14 protein-coding genes and 7 tRNA genes are annotated in these 19,793 nt (G+C 67.3%); 16 read left to right on the top strand and 5 right to left on the bottom strand.

What is annotated here, in order from left to right:
- Positions 1–151: 151 nt before the first annotated feature.
- The 3 genes from ACV22W_RS28760 to ACV22W_RS28750 are packed head-to-tail and all read right to left on the bottom strand — an operon-like array spanning position 152 to position 5,940.
- A complete protein-coding gene (locus ACV22W_RS28760) occupies positions 152–1,564 on the bottom strand; it encodes an efflux transporter outer membrane subunit (RefSeq protein ID WP_448022843.1) in 1,413 nt (470 codons plus the stop codon).
- Positions 1,557–2,732, bottom strand: coding sequence for an efflux RND transporter periplasmic adaptor subunit (locus ACV22W_RS28755; protein ID WP_448022842.1), 1,176 nt, complete (start codon positions 2,730–2,732; stop codon positions 1,557–1,559). Before ACV22W_RS28755 ends, ACV22W_RS28760 begins: the two co-directional genes overlap by 8 nt.
- The gene (locus ACV22W_RS28750) at positions 2,722–5,940 is read right to left on the bottom strand and encodes an efflux RND transporter permease subunit (protein WP_448022841.1); all 3,219 of its coding nucleotides are present in this window, start codon (positions 5,938–5,940) and stop codon (positions 2,722–2,724) included. The genes ACV22W_RS28755 and ACV22W_RS28750 overlap by 11 nt, the downstream gene beginning before the upstream one ends.
- A 345-nt stretch (positions 5,941–6,285) precedes the next feature.
- Here ACV22W_RS28750 and ACV22W_RS28745 point away from each other — a divergent pair, with 345 nt between their 5' ends.
- The 6 genes from ACV22W_RS28745 to ACV22W_RS28720 all read left to right on the top strand — a co-directional run bounded on the left by ACV22W_RS28745 (position 6,286) and on the right by ACV22W_RS28720 (position 13,423).
- Positions 6,286–6,648 (top strand): hypothetical protein, encoded by a 363-nt coding sequence (locus ACV22W_RS28745; RefSeq protein WP_448022872.1) that lies wholly within the window; start codon positions 6,286–6,288, stop codon positions 6,646–6,648.
- Between the two features lie 200 nt (positions 6,649–6,848).
- Positions 6,849–8,732, top strand: coding sequence for an extracellular solute-binding protein (locus tag ACV22W_RS28740; RefSeq protein WP_448022840.1), 1,884 nt, complete (start codon positions 6,849–6,851; stop codon positions 8,730–8,732).
- Between the two features lie 52 nt (positions 8,733–8,784).
- The gene (locus tag ACV22W_RS28735) at positions 8,785–9,828 is read left to right on the top strand and encodes a microcin C ABC transporter permease YejB (RefSeq protein ID WP_448013136.1); all 1,044 of its coding nucleotides are present in this window, start codon (positions 8,785–8,787) and stop codon (positions 9,826–9,828) included.
- A 75-nt stretch (positions 9,829–9,903) separates the two neighbouring features.
- Positions 9,904–11,001, top strand: a complete 1,098-nt coding sequence (locus tag ACV22W_RS28730; protein WP_059464142.1) for an ABC transporter permease — start codon at positions 9,904–9,906, stop codon at positions 10,999–11,001.
- The gene (locus tag ACV22W_RS28725; protein ID WP_448022839.1) at positions 10,998–12,620 is read left to right on the top strand and encodes an ABC transporter ATP-binding protein; all 1,623 of its coding nucleotides are present in this window, start codon (positions 10,998–11,000) and stop codon (positions 12,618–12,620) included. Before ACV22W_RS28730 ends, ACV22W_RS28725 begins: the two co-directional genes overlap by 4 nt.
- 128 nt (positions 12,621–12,748) lie before the next feature.
- Positions 12,749–13,423 (top strand): C40 family peptidase, encoded by a 675-nt coding sequence (locus tag ACV22W_RS28720; RefSeq protein ID WP_448022838.1) that lies wholly within the window; start codon positions 12,749–12,751, stop codon positions 13,421–13,423.
- Positions 13,424–13,552: 129 nt separating this feature from the next.
- Here ACV22W_RS28720 and ACV22W_RS28715 read toward each other — a convergent pair whose 3' ends face one another.
- The gene (locus ACV22W_RS28715; RefSeq protein ID WP_448022837.1) at positions 13,553–14,479 is read right to left on the bottom strand and encodes a patatin-like phospholipase family protein; all 927 of its coding nucleotides are present in this window, start codon (positions 14,477–14,479) and stop codon (positions 13,553–13,555) included.
- 280 nt (positions 14,480–14,759) lie between these two features.
- Here ACV22W_RS28715 and gltX point away from each other — a divergent pair, with 280 nt between their 5' ends.
- The 9 genes from gltX (at position 14,760) to ACV22W_RS28670 (ending at position 18,117) form a co-directional block, all read left to right on the top strand.
- On the top strand, positions 14,760–16,169 hold the full coding sequence (gene gltX / locus ACV22W_RS28710) for a glutamate--tRNA ligase (RefSeq protein WP_448022836.1): 1,410 nt from the start codon (positions 14,760–14,762) through the stop codon (positions 16,167–16,169).
- 125 nt (positions 16,170–16,294) lie between these two features.
- Positions 16,295–16,370 (top strand) — tRNA-Ala (locus tag ACV22W_RS28705).
- A 140-nt stretch (positions 16,371–16,510) separates the two neighbouring features.
- A tRNA-Glu gene (locus ACV22W_RS28700) sits at positions 16,511–16,586 on the top strand.
- Between the two features lie 83 nt (positions 16,587–16,669).
- Positions 16,670–16,746: transfer RNA gene (locus ACV22W_RS28695), tRNA-Asp, on the top strand.
- Positions 16,747–16,809: 63 nt separating this feature from the next.
- Positions 16,810–16,885 (top strand) — tRNA-Glu (locus ACV22W_RS28690).
- 82 nt (positions 16,886–16,967) lie between these two features.
- Positions 16,968–17,044, top strand: a tRNA-Asp gene (locus tag ACV22W_RS28685).
- A 65-nt stretch (positions 17,045–17,109) separates the two neighbouring features.
- A tRNA-Glu gene (locus ACV22W_RS28680) sits at positions 17,110–17,185 on the top strand.
- Between the two features lie 73 nt (positions 17,186–17,258).
- A tRNA-Asp gene (locus ACV22W_RS28675) sits at positions 17,259–17,335 on the top strand.
- Positions 17,336–17,652: 317 nt separating this feature from the next.
- The gene (locus tag ACV22W_RS28670) at positions 17,653–18,117 is read left to right on the top strand and encodes a GNAT family N-acetyltransferase (protein WP_059681897.1); all 465 of its coding nucleotides are present in this window, start codon (positions 17,653–17,655) and stop codon (positions 18,115–18,117) included.
- Positions 18,118–18,156: 39 nt separating this feature from the next.
- Here the strand turns inward: ACV22W_RS28670 and ACV22W_RS28665 are convergent, their stop codons facing one another.
- Positions 18,157–19,023 carry an AraC family transcriptional regulator gene (locus ACV22W_RS28665; protein WP_448022835.1) on the bottom strand — a complete coding sequence of 289 codons (867 nt, stop codon included), beginning with the start codon at positions 19,021–19,023 and terminating at the stop codon, positions 18,157–18,159.
- Positions 19,024–19,331: 308 nt separating this feature from the next.
- Here ACV22W_RS28665 and ACV22W_RS28660 point away from each other — a divergent pair, with 308 nt between their 5' ends.
- The gene (locus tag ACV22W_RS28660; RefSeq protein ID WP_448022834.1) at positions 19,332–19,745 is read left to right on the top strand and encodes a gamma-glutamylcyclotransferase family protein; all 414 of its coding nucleotides are present in this window, start codon (positions 19,332–19,334) and stop codon (positions 19,743–19,745) included.
- Positions 19,746–19,793: the final 48 nt, after the last annotated feature.

The raw sequence follows: 19,793 nt of genomic DNA, 5'->3' as shown, positions 1-19,793 counted from the left end.
AGGGCGGAGAGCAGGGTGGCGGACAGCAGTGTCTTCATGGCGGAATCCTTTGCGAAGGGCAGAGGCCGGCACCGCGAACGCGATGCCGGCACCAGACACGTTATCGGGCGCACTGCGTCAGACACCGGGCACGCCGATGAAGAAACGTTCATCAACGCGCGCCGCGCCAGCCGCCGCCGAGCGCACGCACGAGCCCGACCGACGCCCGCAGGCGTCGTGCATCGACATCGAGCGACGCGATCTGCGTATCGAGTTCGGTCGTCTGCGCGGTAACCACATCCAGATAGCTGACCGCGCCGTCGCGATAGCGCGACATCGCGAGCGCAAGCGACTGCCGCGCCGCGACGAGTGCCGCGTCATCCTCGGCCGATTCGTCGCCGAGCCGGTGCAGCAGCGCGAGATCGTCCTCGACTTCGCGGAACGCCGCCAGCACGACGGCCCGGTAACGCGCCCCCTGTTCGGCGAACCGCGCCCGCGCATCGCGTACGCCTGCGGCACGCAGGCCGCCGTCGAACAGCGTCGCCGCGAGCCGCGGCCCGATCGACCAGATTTCGTTCGGTGCGGCGAGCCACGGCGAGAACGTATCGCTCTGAAATCCTGCATCGAGGCCGAGCGACAGGTCCGGGAAGTACGCGGCACGTGCGACGCCGATTCGCGCATTCGCCGCCGCGACGCGGCGTTCCGCGGCGGCGACGTCCGGGCGACGTTCGAGAAGCGTCGACGCGAGCCCGGTCGGAATCGACGGAACGGCGGGCAGCGCGGCGACGGCTGGCAGCGAGAACGTCGACGCGGACACGCCGACCAGCACCGCGATCGCATGCTCGTCGAGCGCGCGCCGCGCCGCGATGTCGGATGCGCGTGCCTGTGCGAGCGCGAGCTGGGTCCGTGCGCGCGACACGTCGAGCCCCGATGCAAGCCCGCCGCGATGACGGCTGACCGTCAGTTGCCACGCTCGGCGATACGCATCGATCGTTTGCGCGAGCGAATCCGCTTCGCGATCGAGCCCGGCGAGATCGAAGTAAGTGCTGGCGACGCGGGCCTGCAGGCTGAGCTGGACGGAGGCGAGATCGTCGGCCGCGGCTTGCGCGTTGTCGCGGCCGGCGGCGACCGTGTTGCGGACCTTGCCCCACAGATCGATGTCGTAGCGCAATCCTGCATCGAGCGTGTTCGATTCGTAGACGTCGGGCTGTCCGCTGCCGCGCAACGGGCGGCGCGCGGATTGCCGGTCGCGGTCGGTTTCTGCGCCGATATCGACGGTCGGCAGCAAGGCGGCATGCGCCTCGTCGAACAATGCGGCGGCTTCATCGTGCCGCGCGACGGCGGCGGCGAGGTCCGGATTGGCGCGTGCGACGAGCGGTTCGAGCCGATCGAGCGTCGCGTCGCCGTACACGCGCCACCACCCGTCGCGCGGCAGGCGGTCGGCCGGCGCGGCATCGACCCACGGGCCCATCTCGCGAAACGCGGCCGGCACCGGCACGGCCGGCGGGTGATATGTCGGCGCGAACGAACAGCCGGCGAGCAGCACGACGCTGCCCAGCCATGCAGCGAGCGTACGGTCAGCCATGCGCGGGCTCCGTCGTCGCGGCGCCGGCAATGTGCACCGGGTCGCCGTCCGCGAGCGAGTCGGGCGGATTGTCGATCACGCGGTCGCCTGCCGCGAGCCCCGACGCGATCTCGACACGCGTGCCGAGATCGGTCGCGATCGACACGTGGCGCAAGCGCGCGTGCCCGCTCGCGTCGAGCACGGCGACCTGCAGCCCGTCGTGGCGGAAGATCAGCGTGCTCGCCGGGACCGTCAGCGCATGCGTGGCGTTGGGCACCGCGATCCGCACCTGCGCATATTCGCCCGGGAACAGCATGCCTGCCGGGTTGGCGATCGAGAACTGCGCGAGCAGCGTGCCGGAAGCCGGATCGATCGACTGCGCGGAATCGGCGAGCGTCGCATCGAACGTCGTGCCGGGGCGCTCGGGCACGGTTAGCGCGACATGCATGCCGTCCCGAATCGTGCCCGCGTCGTCCTGTGGGACGTGGACGTAAAGCCGCAGCCGCCGTGCATCCGACACGGTGAAGAGTTCGGCGCCGTTGCCGCTGCCCGCGTCGATCAGCGCGCCGACGTCGGTCTTGCGCGCGGTCACGACGCCGTCGAACGGCGCGGTGAGGCGCTTGAACGATTCGAGCGCTTCGAGCCGACGCACGTTCGCGGTGCTGGCGGCGACGGCCGCGCGCTTCGCATCGAGATCGCTGCGCTTCTCGTCGGCCTCCTGCCGTGATACCGAATCCTGCGCGAGCATCTCGACCCAGCGTGTGGCGGTGACGGCCGCGAGTCGTTCGTTCGCGGTCGCGCTCTGCAGGTCGGCGCGCGCCTGCTGCAGTTGCTGATCGAGATCGGGCGTGTCGATCGACGCGAGCAGCTGGCCGGCCTTCACGTGCGCGCCGATGTCGACGTACCACGCGTGCAGATAGCCCGGCACGCGCGCGTAGATCGGCGCGTCGACGTATGCGTCGAGGCGGCCGGGCAGCACCAGCGCGTCGGCGGCGGCCGGTTGCGGCGCGACCGTCGCAACGGTCGGGATCGCCTGACGTGCGGTCCACGCGGCGACGTCACGCGCATCGTGCGCGCGCTCGACGATGCCGGTCGCGGCAGCGGCGAGCGCCGCGATCACGCCCGCGATCGCGAGCGGCTTCAGGTAACGCGGCGTGCCGGGGGGACGGACGTCGAATTCAGTGGACATGCTGTTCTCCCGGAGTGAGGGGCAGGGATTCGGAATGGGGCGCGCGATCGCGCCGGTGGACGAGGCTGAACACGACGGGCACGAACACGAGCGTTGCGACGGTCGCGCAGAGCAGGCCGCCGATCACCGCGCGGCCGAGCGGCGCGTTCTGTTCGCCGCCGTCGCCGAGGCCGAGCGCCATCGGCGCCATGCCGATGATCATCGCGAGCGCCGTCATCATCACGGGCCGAAAGCGCGTGAAGCCGGCCTCGAGCGCAGCGACGGTCGCATCGGCCGTATGCGCGAGCCGTTCGCGCGCGAACGTGACGACCAGGATGCTGTTCGCGGTCGCGACGCCCATGCACAGGATCGCGCCCGTCAGCGCGGGCACCGACAGCGGCGTGCGCGTGACGAACAGGATCCAGACGATGCCGGCGAGCGCCGCGGGCAGCGCGCTCACGATCACGAATGCGTCGCGCCACGAATGAAAGTTCACGACGATCAGCAGATAGATCAGCAACACCGCGCCGGCGAGACCGGCGAGCAACCCGCCGAACGCACTGTTCATCGTCTGCACCTGGCCGCGCACGGTCACGCGCGAACCCTTCGGCAGGTCGGCCGCGCTCGCGTGCAGCACGCGCTCGATGTCGGCGCTGACCGCGCCGAGATCGCGGTCCTGCGTCGTGGCGAAGATGTCGTATAGCGGCGCGATGTCGTAGTGCGACACGACCGCGTCGGTCTGGCCGCGCACGATCGTCGCCAGGCCGCCCAGCAATTGCGGCGCGCCCGAGCGGCCGGTGACCGGCAGCGCACGCAGGTCCGACAGCGACGTCATCCGGTATTGCGGCGTCTGCGCGACGATCGGGTACGACACACCGTTGTGCGGATCGAGCCAGTAGGTCGGCGACACCTGGCTCGTGCCGGACAGGCTCGCCACGACGGCGTCGGTGACGTCCTGCTCGGTGATGCCCAGCTGCGCGGCGAGCGTGCGGTCGACCGACACCGTGAACTGCGGATAGGTCGACGCCTGCTGGACGCGCGCGTCGGCGACGCCCGGCACCGTGCGGATGCGCCGCAACAGCTCGGTCGCATACGCGCGGTTCGCCGCGAGATCGGGGCCCGTCACCTGCACGTCTATCGGTGCGGGCGCGCCGAAGTTGAGAATCTGGCTGACGATGTCGGCGGGCAGGAACGAGAACGTGACGCCAGGAAACATGTGCGGCAGCACGGTGCGCAATTGCTTCACGTAGCGGGCGGTCGGCGCGTGGTCGCCGGTGAGCGACACGAGGATGTCGCCGTCCTGCGGGCCGATCGTGCCGCTGTTGCCGTAAGTGAGGTTGATCCCGCTGTTCGGCAGGCCCATGTTGTCGACGATGCTCGCGAGCGCGCGCGGCGGCACGACGCCGCGCACCGTGCGTTCGACGCGATCGAACAGCGCGGCCGTTTCCTCGATGCGCGTGCCGATCGGTGCGCGCACGTGCAGCGCGATTTCGCCAGCGTCGACCGACGGAAAGAAGTTGCGGCCGAGCCACGGCACCAGCGCGAACGACAGCGCGACCGCGGTGAGGAACAGCGCGACGAAGCGCGCGCGGTGCGCGAGCGCGAGGCCGAGCACCGCGCGGTAGCCGGCGCGCCATGCGGCGAAGCGGCGCTCGAAGCCCTGCTGGAACGCGACGAGCGGATTGTGCGGACGCGGCGCCGGGAACGGCGCGCCATGCGGCGCGAGCACGGCCGCCGGGTGTGCGGCATGCGGGCGCAGCAGGTAGCGCGCCATCATCGGTACGAACGTGCGCGACAGCACGAACGACGCGATCATCGCGAAGATCACGGCTTCGGCCATCGGCACGAACAGGAAGCGCGCCACGCCGTCGAGCAGCAGCATCGGCACGAACACGATGCAGATGCACAGCAGCGACACGAACGCCGGCGCGACGATCTGCGACGCGCCGTCGAGGATCGCGCTGCGGACGTCCTTGCCCTGTTCGAGATGCCAGTTCACGTTCTCGATCGTGACGGTCGCATCGTCGACGAGAATGCCGACCGCGAGCGCGAGCCCGCCGAGCGTCATCACGTTGAGCGTCTCGCCCGCGGCGGCGAGCGCGGCGATCGCCGCCAGCACCGCGAGTGGAATGGACGCAGCGATGATCAGCGTCGAGCGCCAGCTGCCGAGGAACAGCAGAATCATCGCGGACGTGAGCGCGGCGGCGATCAGCCCTTCGCGCGCGACGCCGCTCACGGCGCCCTTGACGAACACCGACTGGTCGCCCATCACGACGAGCCTGAGCGACGGCGGCAATGTTGCCTCGATGCGCGGCAGCTGCGCCTTCACGCCGGCGATGATGTCGAGCGTCGACGCCGAGCCGCTTTTCAGCACGCTCATCAGCACCGCGCGGCGGCCGTCGACGCGCACGACGTTCCCCTGCGGCGGAAAGCCGTCGCGCACGTGGGCGACGTCGCGCATGAAGATCACCGCGCCGTTCACGGTCCGGATCGGCAGCGCGTTGAGCGGGTCGATGCTCAGCGGGCTGTCGTTGAGCCGGATGTTGTATTCGAAGCGGCCGATCTTCTGCGTGCCGGCCGGGATGATCTGGTTCTGCTGCGCGAGCGCGGTCGCGACGTCCTGCGCGGACAGCCCCTTCGCCTGCAGCGCCTGCGGATCGAGGTCGATCTGCACCTGGCGCACCTTGCCGCCATACGGCGACGGAATCGCGACGCCGGCGACCGACAGCAGCTGCGGCCGTATCACGTTGGTCGCGTAGTCGCCGAGCTGCTGCTCGTTCAGCGTTTCGCTCGTCAGCGCCAGTTGCAGCACGGGCACGGTCGACGCGTTGTAGTTGAGGATCTGCGGTGGCGTGGTGCCGGGCGGCATCTGCTTGAGCACCGTTTGCGAAATCGACGTGACCTGCGCTGTCGCGGTGCGGATGTCGACGCTCGGCTGGAAGAAGATCTTGACGATCCCGAAGCTGCGGAACGACTGCGACTCGATGTGCGCGACGTCGTTGACCGTCGTGCCGAGCGTGCGCTCGTAATACGTGACGATGCGCCCGGCCATGTCGGCCGGTTGCAGGCCCGCATAGTTCCATACGACGCTGATGACCGGAATCCGGATGTCGGGGAAAATGTCGGTCGGCGTGCGCAGTGCCGCGAGCGGCCCGGCGATCAGGATCAGCAGGGCAAGGACGATGAACGTATAGGGGCGCGCGAGCGCGAGTCGGACGAGTTTCAGCATCGGCGAGGTCTCCGCCGGCGCGGGGCGCCGGCCTGTCAGCGAAGTGCCGACGCGTGGCGCGAGCGCGCATCGGCTCGCGCAGTGTGCGTGGCGCCGCTTAACGCCGGGCGCGGGCCAGGATGAAAGATGTTTTAGGAAGGGCAGAGCGGGCTCGCGGCCCGTGCGGCAAGGCGGACCGGGGAGGCCGGGGAGGCCGGCGCGGCGGCCGGGCGCCAATTGTTACAAGACGTTAGCGGGCGCTTCCCGTTGCGACGCAGCGCATCAGTTCTTACAAACTTGAAATATGCCGGGACGGCGCTTGTCGCTATAGTCGAATCACACATGAAACAACTCGAAGAGGAATCCATGAAGACTTTGCGTATTGCCTCGCTCATGACCGGTTTGACGGCCTTGCTCGTGTCGGGCGCAGCAATGGCGGGAGTCAATGTCGGGATCAACGTCGGCGTGCCGGCTCCGGTCTACGTCGCGCCCGCGCCCGTGTATGCGCCGCCGCCTCCGCCGGTCGTCTACCAGCCGGCGCCCGTGTATGCACCGGCGCCCATCTACGCGCCGGCACCGGCGATCGTGATCGGCTGGCACGGCGATCGTTACTGGGACGGCCGCCGCTACTGGGGCCGCGACGAGTGGTATCGCCATCATGGCCGCGGCTGGGGCGGCGATCGCGGTCACGGTCATTGGGACAACGGCCGCCACAACGGCTGGCGTTGATCGACATGCGTGCACGCGTGCCGCGTGCGCGCATGAGATGAAGACCGCCCGCGTGGCGGTTTTCTTTTGCCTGCACGGGCCACGCGTGGCGCTCGCGATGCGCCGGCGCCACGCACCAAAAGCCGCAGGCTGGCTCGACGTCGAATTGAATGGGTAGAATCGACCCACGTTCCATCCCTCAATCGACCGACAGGGCCTCTATGACGAAGGGTTCGCCCCGGGCCGCCGCCGCGCGCACCCGCTTCGGCGCTGCGCGTGCAGTGCGTGCCGCCGGCCGCACGGCGGCAGCATGGGCAATACAGGCGGTACTCGCCGCGACGGCCGCGCATGCGGCCCATGCGATCGCGCAGTACGGCGAGCCGAAATATCCGCCGGGCTTCAAGCATTTCGACTACGTGAACCCGGACGCGCCGAAGGGCGGCACGCTCGTGCTCGCGAACCCGAACCGGCTGACATCGTTCGACAAGTTCAATCCGTTCACGATGCGCGGCAACCCCGCGCCCGGCATCGACATGCTGTTCGAGAGCCTTGCGACCGGCAGCATGGACGAACCGTCATCCGCCTACGGGCTGCTCGCCGACGACATCGCGATCGCGCCGGACCGCCGCTCGGTCACGTTTCACCTGAACCCGCGCGCGCGCTTCTCGAACGGCGATCCCGTCACGGCCGAGGACGTCAGGTTCTCGTTCGACACGCTGAAGAGCAAGCTGGCCGCACCGCAGTTCGGCGCGTATTTCGCCGAAATCGCGAAGGCCGTGGTGGTCGACCCTGCGACCGTGCGCTTCGAATTCCGCAGCGCGAACCGCGAGCTGCCGCTGATCGCCGGCGGCGTGCCGGTGTTCTCGCGCAAGTGGGGGCTGCGCGCGGACGGTTCGCGAATTCCGTTCGACCAGCTCGCATTCGAGCAGCCGATCGGCAGCGGCCCGTACCTGATCGAGCGCTACGACAACGGCCGCACCATTACGTACCGGCGCAATCCCGCGTACTGGGGCGCCGATCTGCCGGTGCGGATCGGCACCGACAACTTCGAGCGGATCGTCTACAAGCTGTACGGCGACGGCGTCGCGCGGCTCGAGGCGTTCAAGGCCGGCGAGTACGACGTGCTGGTCGAATACATCGCGCGCAACTGGACGCGACGCGACGTCGGCAAGCGCTTCGACAGCGGCGAGCTCGTCAAGCGCGAATTCCGCCAGCACAACGGCGCCGGCATGCAGGGTTTCTTCATGAACCTGCGCCGGCCGCTGTTTCGCGACGTGCGCGTGCGCCAGGCGCTCGATCTCGCGTTCGACTTCGAATGGCTGAACCGCCAGCTGTTCTATAGCGCGTACACGCGCCTCGACAGCTATTTCGCCGATACCGACCTGCAGGCGACCGGCACGCCGGGCCCGGGCGAGCTGAAACTGCTTGAGCCGCTGCGCGCGCAGCTCGATCCGGCCGTGTTCGGGCCGATGGTCACGCAGCCGAACACGAACCCGCCGGGCTCGCTGCGCGCGAATCTGCTGAAGGCGCGCGCGCTGCTCGCGCAGGCCGGCTGGACCTACCGCGACGGCGCGTTGCGCAACGCGCAGGGCGAGCCGTTCACGTTCGAGATCCTCGACGATTCGGGCGCGGCGATGGAAGGCGTCGTGACCGCCTATCAGCGCAACCTCGCGAAGCTCGGCATCGACGCGCGCTTTCGCACGGCCGATTACGCGCTGCTGCAGAAGCGGCTCGACGCATTCGACTACGACATGACGACGGTCCGCCTGCCGGGCGTGCAGGTGCCGGGCGCCGAGCAGTTCTCGCGCTACGCCAGCAAGTTCGCCGACGAGCCGGGCTCCGACAACATCATCGGATTGAAGTCGCCGGCCGTCGACACGCTGCTGCATGCGCTCGGCGCCGCACAGACGCGCGACGACCTGCTCGACGCGACGCATGCGCTCGATCGCGTGCTGATGCACGGCTATTACGCGGTCCCGCAGTGGTACAGCACGACGCACCGGATCGCATACAAGCGCACGCTCGGCTATCCGCAGACGCTGCCGCTGTACTATTCGGCCGAGGGCTGGGTCGTGTCGACCTGGTGGGCCAAGCCCGATCACTGAAGCCTGCCGGCCCTTCGTTCAACCCAGCCTATCGATCGCGAGTCGACGCCCTATGTGGAGCTACATCCTCAAACGCCTGCTGCTGATGATCCCGACGCTCGTCGGCGTGCTCACGCTCACGTTCGCGGTGATCCAGTTCGTGCCGGGCGGCCCGGTCGAACAGGCCGTGCAGGAACTGCGCAAGGGCGCGACGGAGCAGGGCGCGGCGCCGTTCGGGATGCGTGCGCATACCGGCGTCGACGCGCAGCAGCTCGCGCAGCTCAAGGCGCTGTACGGCTTCGACAAGCCGCCGCTCGAGCGTTACTGGCTGATGCTGAAGCGCTTCGCGCGCTTCGATCTCGGCGACAGCTACTTCCGCCACCAGAGCGTGTGGTCGCTGATCGTGCAGAAGCTGCCGGTGTCGATCAGCATCGGGTTGTGGACGTTCTTCGTCACCTATCTGATCTCCGTGCCGCTCGGCATCGCGAAGGCCGTGCGCAATGGCTCGCCGTTCGATGTCGCGACGAGCCTCGTCGTGCTGGTCGGCTATGCGATTCCGGGTTTCGTGCTCGGCGTGCTGCTGCTCGTGCTGTTCGGCGGCGGCTCGTTCTGGCAGTTGTTCCCGCTGCGCGGGCTCACGTCGGACAACTTCGCCCAGCTGTCGCTCGCCGGCAAGGTGCTCGACTATCTGTGGCACATCGCGCTGCCGATCACCGCGTCGGTCGTCGGCAGTTTCGCGGTTGTCACGATGCTCACGAAGAACGCGTTCCTCGACGAAATCCGCAAGCAATACGTGCTGACCGCGCGCGCGAAAGGGCTCGCCGAGCGCACCGTGCTGTGGAAGCACGTGTTCCGCAACGCGATGCTGCCGCTGATCGTCGGGTTTCCGGCCGCGTTCATCGGCGCGTTCTTCACGGGCAGCCTGCTGATCGAGACGCTGTTCTCGCTCGACGGCCTCGGGCTGCTGTCGTACGAGTCGGTCGTGCGGCGCGACTATCCGGTCGTGCTCGGCACGCTGTACCTGTTCACGCTGATCGGGCTCGCGACCAAGCTGATCTCCGACCTCTGCTACGTGTGGGTCGACCCGCGCATTCAATTCGACAATCTGGAGCGCTGACATGAAACCGTCCGCCAGCACGCCGCTCGCCGGCGCGCCCGTCCGCCTGCCCGCGCTCGCCGGGCGAGGTGCGCGATGAACCGGGCCGTCGTGTCGTCCCGCATCGACGCGGCGCGCGCGCGCGTGTCGCCGTCGCCCGCGCGCCGTGTCTGGCAGCGCTTTCGCCAGCAGCGTCTAGGCTACTGGAGCTTCGTCATCTTCGTCGTCGCGTTCGCCGCGAGCCTCGCGGCGCCGCTATGGTCGAACGACAAGCCGCTCGTCGTGCGCTACGACGGCCAGACCTATTTTCCGATGTTCCATGCGTATCCGGAGACGACCTTCGGCGGCGACTTCCCGACGCCGGCCGACTATCTCGATCCGTACGTCCGCAAGCGGCTCGAGGCGCCGGGCAACTTCGTCGTCTATCCGCCGAACCGCTATTACTACGACACGCTGAATTACTTTTCGACCGTACCGAACCCGGCGCCGCCGTCGCGCGCGAACTGGCTCGGCACCGACGCGCAGGGGCGCGACCTGCTCGCGCGGCTCGTGTACGGGTTCCGCGTGTCGGTCGAGTTCGGGCTGATCCTGACCGCGATCGGCACGCTGCTCGGGATCGCCGCAGGCGCGGTGCAGGGTTTCTTCGGCGGGCGCATCGACATCGTCGGGCAACGGCTGATCGAGATCTGGAGTTCGCTGCCCGAGCTGTACCTGCTGATCATCTTTGCGTCGATCTTCGAGCCGAGCTTCCTGCTGCTGATCGTGCTGCTGTCGCTGTTCGGCTGGATCGGCCTGGCCGACTACGTGCGCGCCGAATTCCTGCGCAACCGCACGCAGGACTACGTGCGCGCGGCCCGGGCGATGGGCCTCACGAACTGGCAGATCATCTGGCGCCACGTGCTGCCGAACAGCATGACGCCCGTGATCACGTTTCTGCCGTTCCGGATGAGCGGTGCGATCCTCGCGCTCACGAGCCTCGACTTCCTCGGGCTCGGCGTGCCGCCGCCGACGCCGAGCCTCGGCGAGCTGCTCGCGCAGGGCAAGGGCAATCTCGACGCATGGTGGATCTCGCTGTCGACGTTCGGCGTGCTGGTCGCGACGCTGCTGTTGCTGACCTTCATGGGCGATGCGCTGCGCAACGCGCTCGACACGCGGATCGCCGACTCGGTGCGCGCGGCGGGAGGCCAGCGATGAGCGACACGGTCGTATCGAACGCGGGCGAACCGCTGCTGTCGCTCGAGCATCTGCACGTGCGCTTCGGCGACACGGTGGCCGTCGACGACGTGACGCTCGCGATCGGCCGCGGCGAGCGCGTCGCGCTCGTCGGCGAGTCGGGGTCGGGCAAGAGCGTGACCGCGCTGTCGATCCTGCGGCTGCTGCGCGACGCCGACGTGAGCGGCACGATCCGCTTCGCCGGGCACGACCTCGCCGGCAAGAGCGAGCGCGAGATGCGCGGGCTGCGCGGTTCGGACATCGCGATGATCTTCCAGGAGCCGATGACGGCGCTCAACCCGCTGTACACGATCGGCGCGCAGATCGGCGAGACGATCGTGCTGCACGACGGCGTGACGGCGGGGGAGGCGCGCAAGCGCGCGATCGCGCTGCTCGCGCGCACCGGCATCGCGGAGCCCGAGAAGCGCGTCGACAGTTACCCGCATCAGTTGTCGGGCGGCCAGCGACAGCGCGCGATGATCGCGATGGCGCTCGCATGCCGGCCGCGCCTCTTGCTCGCGGACGAGCCGACCACCGCGCTCGACGTGACGATCCGCGCGCAGATCGTCGATCTGCTGCTCGAGTTGCAGCGCGAGGAGGCCGAAAAGCGCGGGATGGCGATCCTGCTGATCACGCACGACCTCAATCTCGTGCGGCACTTCGCCGAGCGGGTCGCGGTGATGGAGCGCGGCAAGCTGGTCGAAAGCGGGCCCGTCGAGCGGATCTTCGCGGAGCCGGAGCATCCGTATACCCGGCGGCTGCTGAACAGCCGGCCGCAGCGCACGGTCGCGCCGGTGCTGCCGATCGCGCCCGTCGTGCTCGATGCGCGTCACGTCAGCGTGCAGTTCGCGCGCAAGCGGCCGGGCTTCGCGGGCTGGTTCGGCACGATGCCCGTGACGGCGGTCGCGGATGTGTCCGTGTCGGTGCGACAGGGCGAGACGCTCGGGATCGTCGGCGAATCCGGTTCAGGGAAGTCGACGCTCGCGATGGCGCTGCTCGGGCTGCAACGGACGGTGCACGGCGAGATCGAATTCCAGGGGCGCGCACTGTCGAGCTACCGCGGCCGCGAACAGACCGCGCTGCGCTCGAACATGCAGGTCGTCTTTCAGGATCCATTCAGCTCGCTGTCGCCGCGTCACACGATCGAGCGGATCGTCGGCGAGGGGCTCGAACTGCATCGCCCGGAACTGACGCCGGACGCGCGTCGCGCGAAGTCGCTGGCCGTGCTGCGCGAAGTCGGCCTCGACCGCACGGTGCTGCATCGCTATCCGCACGAATTCTCGGGCGGGCAGCGCCAGCGGATCGCGATCGCGCGCGCGCTCGTGCTGGAGCCGCGCATCCTCATCCTCGACGAGCCGACTTCCGCGCTCGACGTGTCGATCCAACAGCAGGTGCTGAAACTGCTCGCGAATTTGCAACAGAAATACAACCTCGGGTATGTATTCATCAGCCACGATCTGGAAGTGATCGGCGCGATGGCGCACCGGGTCGCGGTGATGCAGGGCGGGGCGATCGTCGAGTCCGGCGACGTGGCCGACATCTTCACGAAACCGTCACATCCTTACACACAAAAGCTGTTGAAAGCGGTCTGGAAAGCGTGATAGGCGTCCAATGGTCTGACTATCTCGATTGTATTTTTTAATTTGTTTTGACAAACGATTACGCGCTGGCTAGTATCGACCGAAATTTTCCGCCAATCAGCTGATTTTTAAGCACATTCCATCGACCAATGCAGCATCGATCCCTGACCCAGGCATGCGCGCGCACCCTCGCCGGGCTGTTCATCGGCGCCCTGTTCGCAGCAGCTCCCGGCGCGTTCGCCGACGAAGTCAGCAGTTTTAACCAGAATGTCACGAATTCGACGCAAATCGGGTCGAATTCCTCCCTCCAGCAGACCAGCGCGCAGCCGTCGAGTGGCGGCGCGAAGTCGTTCCTCGCCGGCATGGCCGGCAAGGCAGGCGACGTGGTCGTCGGCGCGCTGAACATGATTGGCGTGCGCTACCGCTGGGGCGGCAACTCGCCGGATTCCGGCCTCGACTGCAGCGGTTTCGTGCGCTACGTGTTCCAGGACACGCTCGGCATGTCGCTGCCGCGTCGCGCGGAAGAAATGAGCCGCGTCGGCGAGAAGGTCAGCATGAGCAACCTGAAGCCGGGCGACCTCGTGTTCTTCAACACGATGCGCCGTACGTTCTCGCACGTCGGCATCTACATCGGCGACAACAAGTTCGTGCATTCGCCGTCGACGGGCAGCACGGTTCGCGTCGACGATCTCGACAACGGCTACTGGGAAAAGCGTTTCACCGGTGCGCGCCGGATCGAATCGGCGTTCCCGATGAAGGCAGACGACCTGCGTCAGCGCGTGCGCGCGACGCTCGGCGACGACGCGGCGAACGGCAGCAACTGACGCTCGTCGGCGATCAGCCGGATCAAGAAACCCTGTCACCGAAAGGCGGCAGGGTTTTTTGCTTTGGGGCGCGCGGAAGTGGCGGGGATGCGGTGCCATTGGCGGCGCCGCGCCCCGCGATGCGTCCGCTTATGCCGCTACTGCCCCACGGGCTGCGGCAAGCTTGCGCTGCAACTCGGGCATGATGCGCGCGACCGCTTCCTCGCCAGCGAGGATGGCTGCGTTGCGCTGGTTGAAATCGCTGCCGCCCATCGCCGCGAGGTTCGGGCGAATCACGACGTCCGCGTATTTGTCGAGCTCGTAGGTCTTGATCGTCTGCCCCATGATCGTGAAAGTCTGCAGCAGCATCTCGATCGGGTTGGTGGTCGCCGCGCCGTCCGGCCGCGACGAGATGTCGACCGCGATCACGAAGTTCGCGCCCATCTTGCGCGCGAACGACGCGGGCACCGGGCTCACGAGGCCGCCGTCGACGTATTCGCGATTGCCGATCTTCACGGGCTCGAACACCGAGGGCACGCTGCACGACGCGCGCACCGCAAGCCCCGTATTGCCCTGCTGGAACAGGATCGGCTGGCCGTTCTGCAGATCGGTCGCGACGACGCCGAGCGGCTTCGCCATCTTTTCGATCGGCCGATTGTTGAGCGTCTTGTTCAGGAAGTTCTGCAACGCGATGCCCTGCAGCAGCCCGCGCGAGCGGAATGGCAGCGCCCAGTCGCTGATCGCCGCCTGATCCATGTCCAGCGCGATCTTGTTGATCTGCAGCCCGCTCATCCCCGACGCGTACAGCGCCCCGACCACCGAGCCCGCGCTCGTGCCGGCGACGATCTCGACCGGAATGCCGCGCGCCTCCAGCGCCTTCAGCACGCCGATGTGCGAGAAGCCGCGGGCGGCACCGCCGCCGAGCGCGATGCCGATCTTCACCGGCTTCTCGCGCGACTGCGCGGGATTCGCGGCGTTGTCGGGGTGGGACTTGTCGCCGAACGACGTGCAGGCGGCGAGGCTGGCGGATGCGCATGCGATCGTGAAGTGACGGCGCGACAGGCGAGGGGACGACATCGAGTGGTTCTCCGGCGGCTTGGCGGCGGGCCGGGAGGCCCGCGGCGGCGATAGGTTCCGAGCGGCCGTGCGGCGGAAACCGGGCGGCCGGCGCGGCGCCGGCTGGCGGCCGCGGCGCGCACATCATAAAGCAAGCGGCGCGCTTGGCGCGAAGACCGGCGCGAGTATAATTCCGGCTTCTTTTCCGTTCCGGGCGCGGCCGGCCCCATTGCTGTCCGGGCTGTCGCCGTCGATCCCGCGTCGAATCATTCATGCGCCCCAGGCGTTCGAGTTACCGTTTATGACCCGTCCTGTCCGTACCCGCTTCGCGCCGAGTCCCACCGGCTTCATCCACCTCGGCAACATCCGCTCCGCGCTCTATCCGTGGGCGTTCGCGCGCAAGATGAAAGGCACGTTCGTGCTGCGTATCGAGGATACCGACGTCGAGCGCTCGTCGCAGGAAGCCGTCGACGCGATCCTCGAAGGGATGCAGTGGCTCGGCCTGGATTTCGACGAAGGCCCGATCTACCAGATGCAGCGGATGGACCGCTATCGCGCGGTGCTCGCGCAGATGCTCGAGCAGGGGCTCGCGTATCCGTGCTACATGTCGGCCGAGGAACTCGACGCGTTGCGTGAACGCCAGCGCGAGGCCGGCCTCAAGCCGCGCTACGACGGCACGTGGCGTCCGGAGCCGGGCAAGGTCCTGCCCGAGCCGCCGGCCGGCGTGAAGCCCGTGCTGCGGTTCCGCAACCCGCTGACCGGCACGGTCGTGTGGGACGACGCGGTGAAGGGGCGTGTCGAGATCTCGAACGAGGAGCTCGACGACCTCGTGATCGCGCGTCCGGACGGCACGCCGATCTACAACTTCTGCGTGGTCGTGGACGACATGGACATGAACATCACGCACGTGATCCGTGGCGACGACCACGTGAACAACACGCCGCGCCAGATCAACATCCTGCGCGCGCTCGGCGGCGAGCCGCCCGTCTATGCGCACCTGCCGACCGTGCTGAACGAGCAGGGCGAGAAGATGAGCAAGCGGCATGGCGCGATGAGCGTGATGGCGTACCGCGACGCGGGCTTCCTGCCGGAGGCCGTGGTCAACTACCTCGCGCGTCTCGGCTGGTCGCACGGCGACGCCGAAATCTTCTCGCGCGAGCAGTTCGTCGAATGGTTCGACCTCGAGCATCTCGGCAAGTCGCCCGCGCAATACGATCACAGCAAGCTGAGCTGGCTGAACGCGCATTACATCAAGGAAGCGGACAACGCGCGCCTCGCCGCGCTGGCGAAACCGTTCCTCGACGCGCTCGGTATCGACGACGCGGCGATCGCGACGGGCCCGGCGCTCGACGCGGTGGTCGGCCTGATGAAGGATCGCGCGACGACGGTCAAGGAGATCGCCGAAGGCGCCGCGATGTTCTACCGCGTGCCGGTGCCCGACGCCGACGCGCTCGCGCAGCACGTGACCGACGCCGTGCGCCCGGCGCTGGCCGATCTCGTCGCCGCGCTGAAGGCGGCCGACTGGACGAAGGAGGCGGTGTCCGCCGCGTTGAAGGCGACGCTCGGCGCGCACAAGCTGAAGATGCCGCAACTCGCGATGCCGGTGCGCCTGCTGGTCGCGGGCACGACGCATACGCCGTCGATCGATGCGGTGCTCGTGCTGTTCGGTCGCGACGTCGTGGTATCGCGTATCGAGGGTGCGCTGGCCTGAGGTTGGGGCGGGGCGAAGCTCCGTGCATGACGTCGCGGCGGCTTCGCAAAAAAATTCACTCGAATCGCAAAAAGGGTATTTACAAGTTCAAATTCGGTCCATATAATCTCATTTCTGTTCTGCAAGGGGGTATAGCTCAGCTGGGAGAGCGCTTGCATGGCATGCAAGAGGTCAGCGGTTCGATCCCGCTTACCTCCACCATCAGAGCAGAATGGATTGATTTGCGAAGCAGTGGCGGTAGTAATAAATGCTTCACAAAATGATTTAAAGCAGTTAGAATTTCGGCCTTCGCTGTTGATGATGAGTGAATAGCGAAAGTCAGACAGATCTGAAAAGATTATGTCCCCTTCGTCTAGAGGCCTAGGACATCACCCTTTCACGGTGAGTACAGGGGTTCGAATCCCCTAGGGGACGCCAGATTCAGCGGCGTTTCGTAGTAGAAGTGTCGCGAGGCTTGCAGGAACGTAACCGACGTCCTGCAGGTAACGGTGCAGAAAGTTGGAGCGGTAGTTCAGTCGGTTAGAATACCGGCCTGTCACGCCGGGGGTCGCGGGTTCGAGTCCCGTCCGCTCCGCCAGAACGAAGCCCGTTCAAGACGTTTTTGAGCGGGCTTTTGTATTAAGGATGTAAGCAGTACGTTGTCCCCTTCGTCTAGAGGCCTAGGACATCACCCTTTCACGGTGAGTACAGGGGTTCGAATCCCCTAGGGGACGCCAGATTCAGCGGCGTTTCATAGTAAAAGTGTCGCAACGCTTGCAGGGCGTGAACGAGGTCCTGCGGGTGAGAGTGAAGAAAGCTGGAGCGGTAGTTCAGTTGGTTAGAATACCGGCCTGTCACGCCGGGGGTCGCGGGTTCGAGCCCCGTCCGCTCCGCCAGAACAGAGCCCGTTCAAATGAACGTTTTGAACGGGCTTTTGCATTAAAGATGTAAGCAGTACGTTGTCCCCTTCGTCTAGAGGCCTAGGACATCACCCTTTCACGGTGAGTACAGGGGTTCGAATCCCCTAGGGGACGCCAGATTTCGGCGTCGTTCGAACAAACGATGCGCCGGCAGGAAGTAACCGACGCCTGCCAGGCAAGAAGCAAGACTGGAGCGGTAGTTCAGTCGGTTAGAATACCGGCCTGTCACGCCGGGGGTCGCGGGTTCGAGTCCCGTCCGCTCCGCCAAAAATGAAGAAGCCCGCCTTGAGCGGGCTTTTTCATTTGCATCGTTGATCGCGCCCGCTCGCGGGCGTGTGACTGCGGAGCGGAGGAAGCCGCCTGCGCGGCTTCCGGCGGGACTCGAAGGGCTGCGCGTGCACGCGCAGCCGCGGCCTGCGGGATGTAGGCGAGTCCCGTCCGCTCCGCCAGAAAAATGAAGAAGCCCGCCTTGCGCGGGCTTTTTCATTTGCGCTGCCGATCCACGTGTCGCTACGAGAAATTCGCGATTGCATCCGCCCGCGGCTGCGCTATCGTGGCAGGATGCGTACTTGACCCCCCGCGCGATGCTCGATCCGACCGACCTGCGATTGCTGTATCAGCTCCGGCCAGCGGAGCCTGGCGATTTTCCCTTTGCCGAGGCGCTCACGCACGGCAACATGGGCGGCTATTACAAGCGCCATGGGCTCGTCTGGCGCAGCGACCTGTTCTATGCAAGCTGGCGCGAATCCGAAAACTTCATCCTGGAAGCCGACGGCGAACGCATCGGCGTGCTGCGCGTGACCGAGGAGGGCGATTCGCTGCATATCCGCGACGTGCAGATTGCAGCCGGCCATCGCGGGCAGGGTGCAGGCACTTACATGCTCGACATGTCGCATCGCTGGGCGCGCGCCCGCGGGCTGCACGAACTGCAGCTGCGCGTGTTCGTCGACAATCCGGCCGCGAAGCTCTACCAGCGCATGGGGTATCGCGTCACCGGGCCGAGGCTCGCGCAGCTCGGATCGATCCGCCACATGGTGCGCGCGGTCTGAACGCGTAACGGCACAAGGCCGGATGCAACATCGCGACGGTCAGCGTGCAGCGCCGATCGCGTCGTCGTCGGTGGCGATGCTGTCTTCCGCACTGCGATGCTCGTAGCCGCGCAGCATGAATGCGCGCGGGCTTTCGCCGAACGCGCGCCGGAACATCGCCGAAAACGCGCTCTGGCTCTGGTAGCCGAGTTCGCGCGCGATATGTGACAGTGGACGCCCTTGGTTCAACAGCGGAATCGCGCGCGCGAGCAGCGCCTGTTGCCGCCACTGCGAAAAACTCACACCCAGTTCCTGCTTGAACAGCCGCGAAATCGTGCGCGTGCTTGCGCCGACCTCGCTCGCCCAGTGTTCGAGCGATTCCGCGTGCGCGGGTTGTGCGAGCACCGACTCGCACAGCAAGCGCAGCCGCTTCTCGTCGGGCATCGGTACCGCGAGCGGCAGCGGTTCGGCGCGGCTCAGTTCGTCGAGCACGAGCCCGCACAGTAGCCGCTCGCGCTCATCGCTCAGGTCGCGCGCGTCGAGTGCGACGATCAGTTCGCGCAGCAAGCCGGTCACCTCGACGACTCGGCATGCGTCGAGCCCGTCCGGCACGATCGACTCGTCGATATACAGCGTGCGCAAGTACGCTTCCTCGACGATCACGACTTCGTGCGTGACGTGCGGCGGCACCCAGATCGCGCGGGAGGGCGGCACCATCCAGGTCGTCCCGGTCGTCGCGACGCGCAGCACGCCGCGCGACGCATACGCAAGTTGCGCCCATGCGTGCGTGTGCAGCGGGATCCGGCGACCGGCATCTACCTGCCGCGCCCGGACGCGCATCGGGTGGACGCGGGTCGGCGCGAACTCGGGCGGGATGTCGATGACGTCGTAGGGATTCGATGCGTCGGCTTGGGCTGGCGGGTTCATGGACGATTCGGTCGGCGCGGCGGCGATGCCGTCATTTTAGAAGGTGCCGCGCGGGCGCATGCGGCGGTTTTTCGGCCGATAATGCACCGTTCAAATGAACTTTGTATGGGGCTGCGCGCGTTCCGGCCGACGCAAGCCGGGTTCCGGGCCAGCGCGCTGCGTCGCGCAGAAAAGAACCATCGGGCCGCCGGCGCGGTCTATCGATGCGGGCGCGTCCTCGCGCGAGCGGCGCCCCGGCGACGCCGGCGCCCGCGGCGCGGCCGCGACGGCCCGGCATGGCAACACCTGAATTGAAGAGGAGAACCACAATGCGCTACGTATTCGTCTACGGCACGTTGAGAGCGGGAGAAGCCAACGACATCGGCCATGCGGCCGCGCGGCACGGGATCGCCGCGCCGACGCTGCTCGGTGCGGCCGCGCTGCCGGGCGAACTGTACGATTTCGGCACGTATCCGGGCATGGTCGCCGGGCCGGCCGGCCAGTCGCTCGTATGGGGCGACGTCTACGAGATCGACGAGCAACTGGTGCCCGTGCTCGACGAGATCGAGCGCGTCTATCCGGGCGTCGACACGTTGTTCCGGCAGGAGCCGGTGACCGTAGAGCTCGGCGGCCGGGCGTATGCGTGCGTCTACTATCCGGTCGCGGCGCATGCGGCAGCCGACCGTCCGCGCATTGTGTCGGGCGACTGGGTTCAGCACCGGCGCGAGCGGGAAGCCGCCTGAGCGTCCGCGCGGCGAACGGCTGCACGGCAAAAAGAAAAAGCGCCCCGC

It is taken from the genome of Burkholderia sp. AW49-1, assembly GCF_053427845.1.
This window is presented reverse-complemented; position numbering and strand designations above follow the sequence as displayed.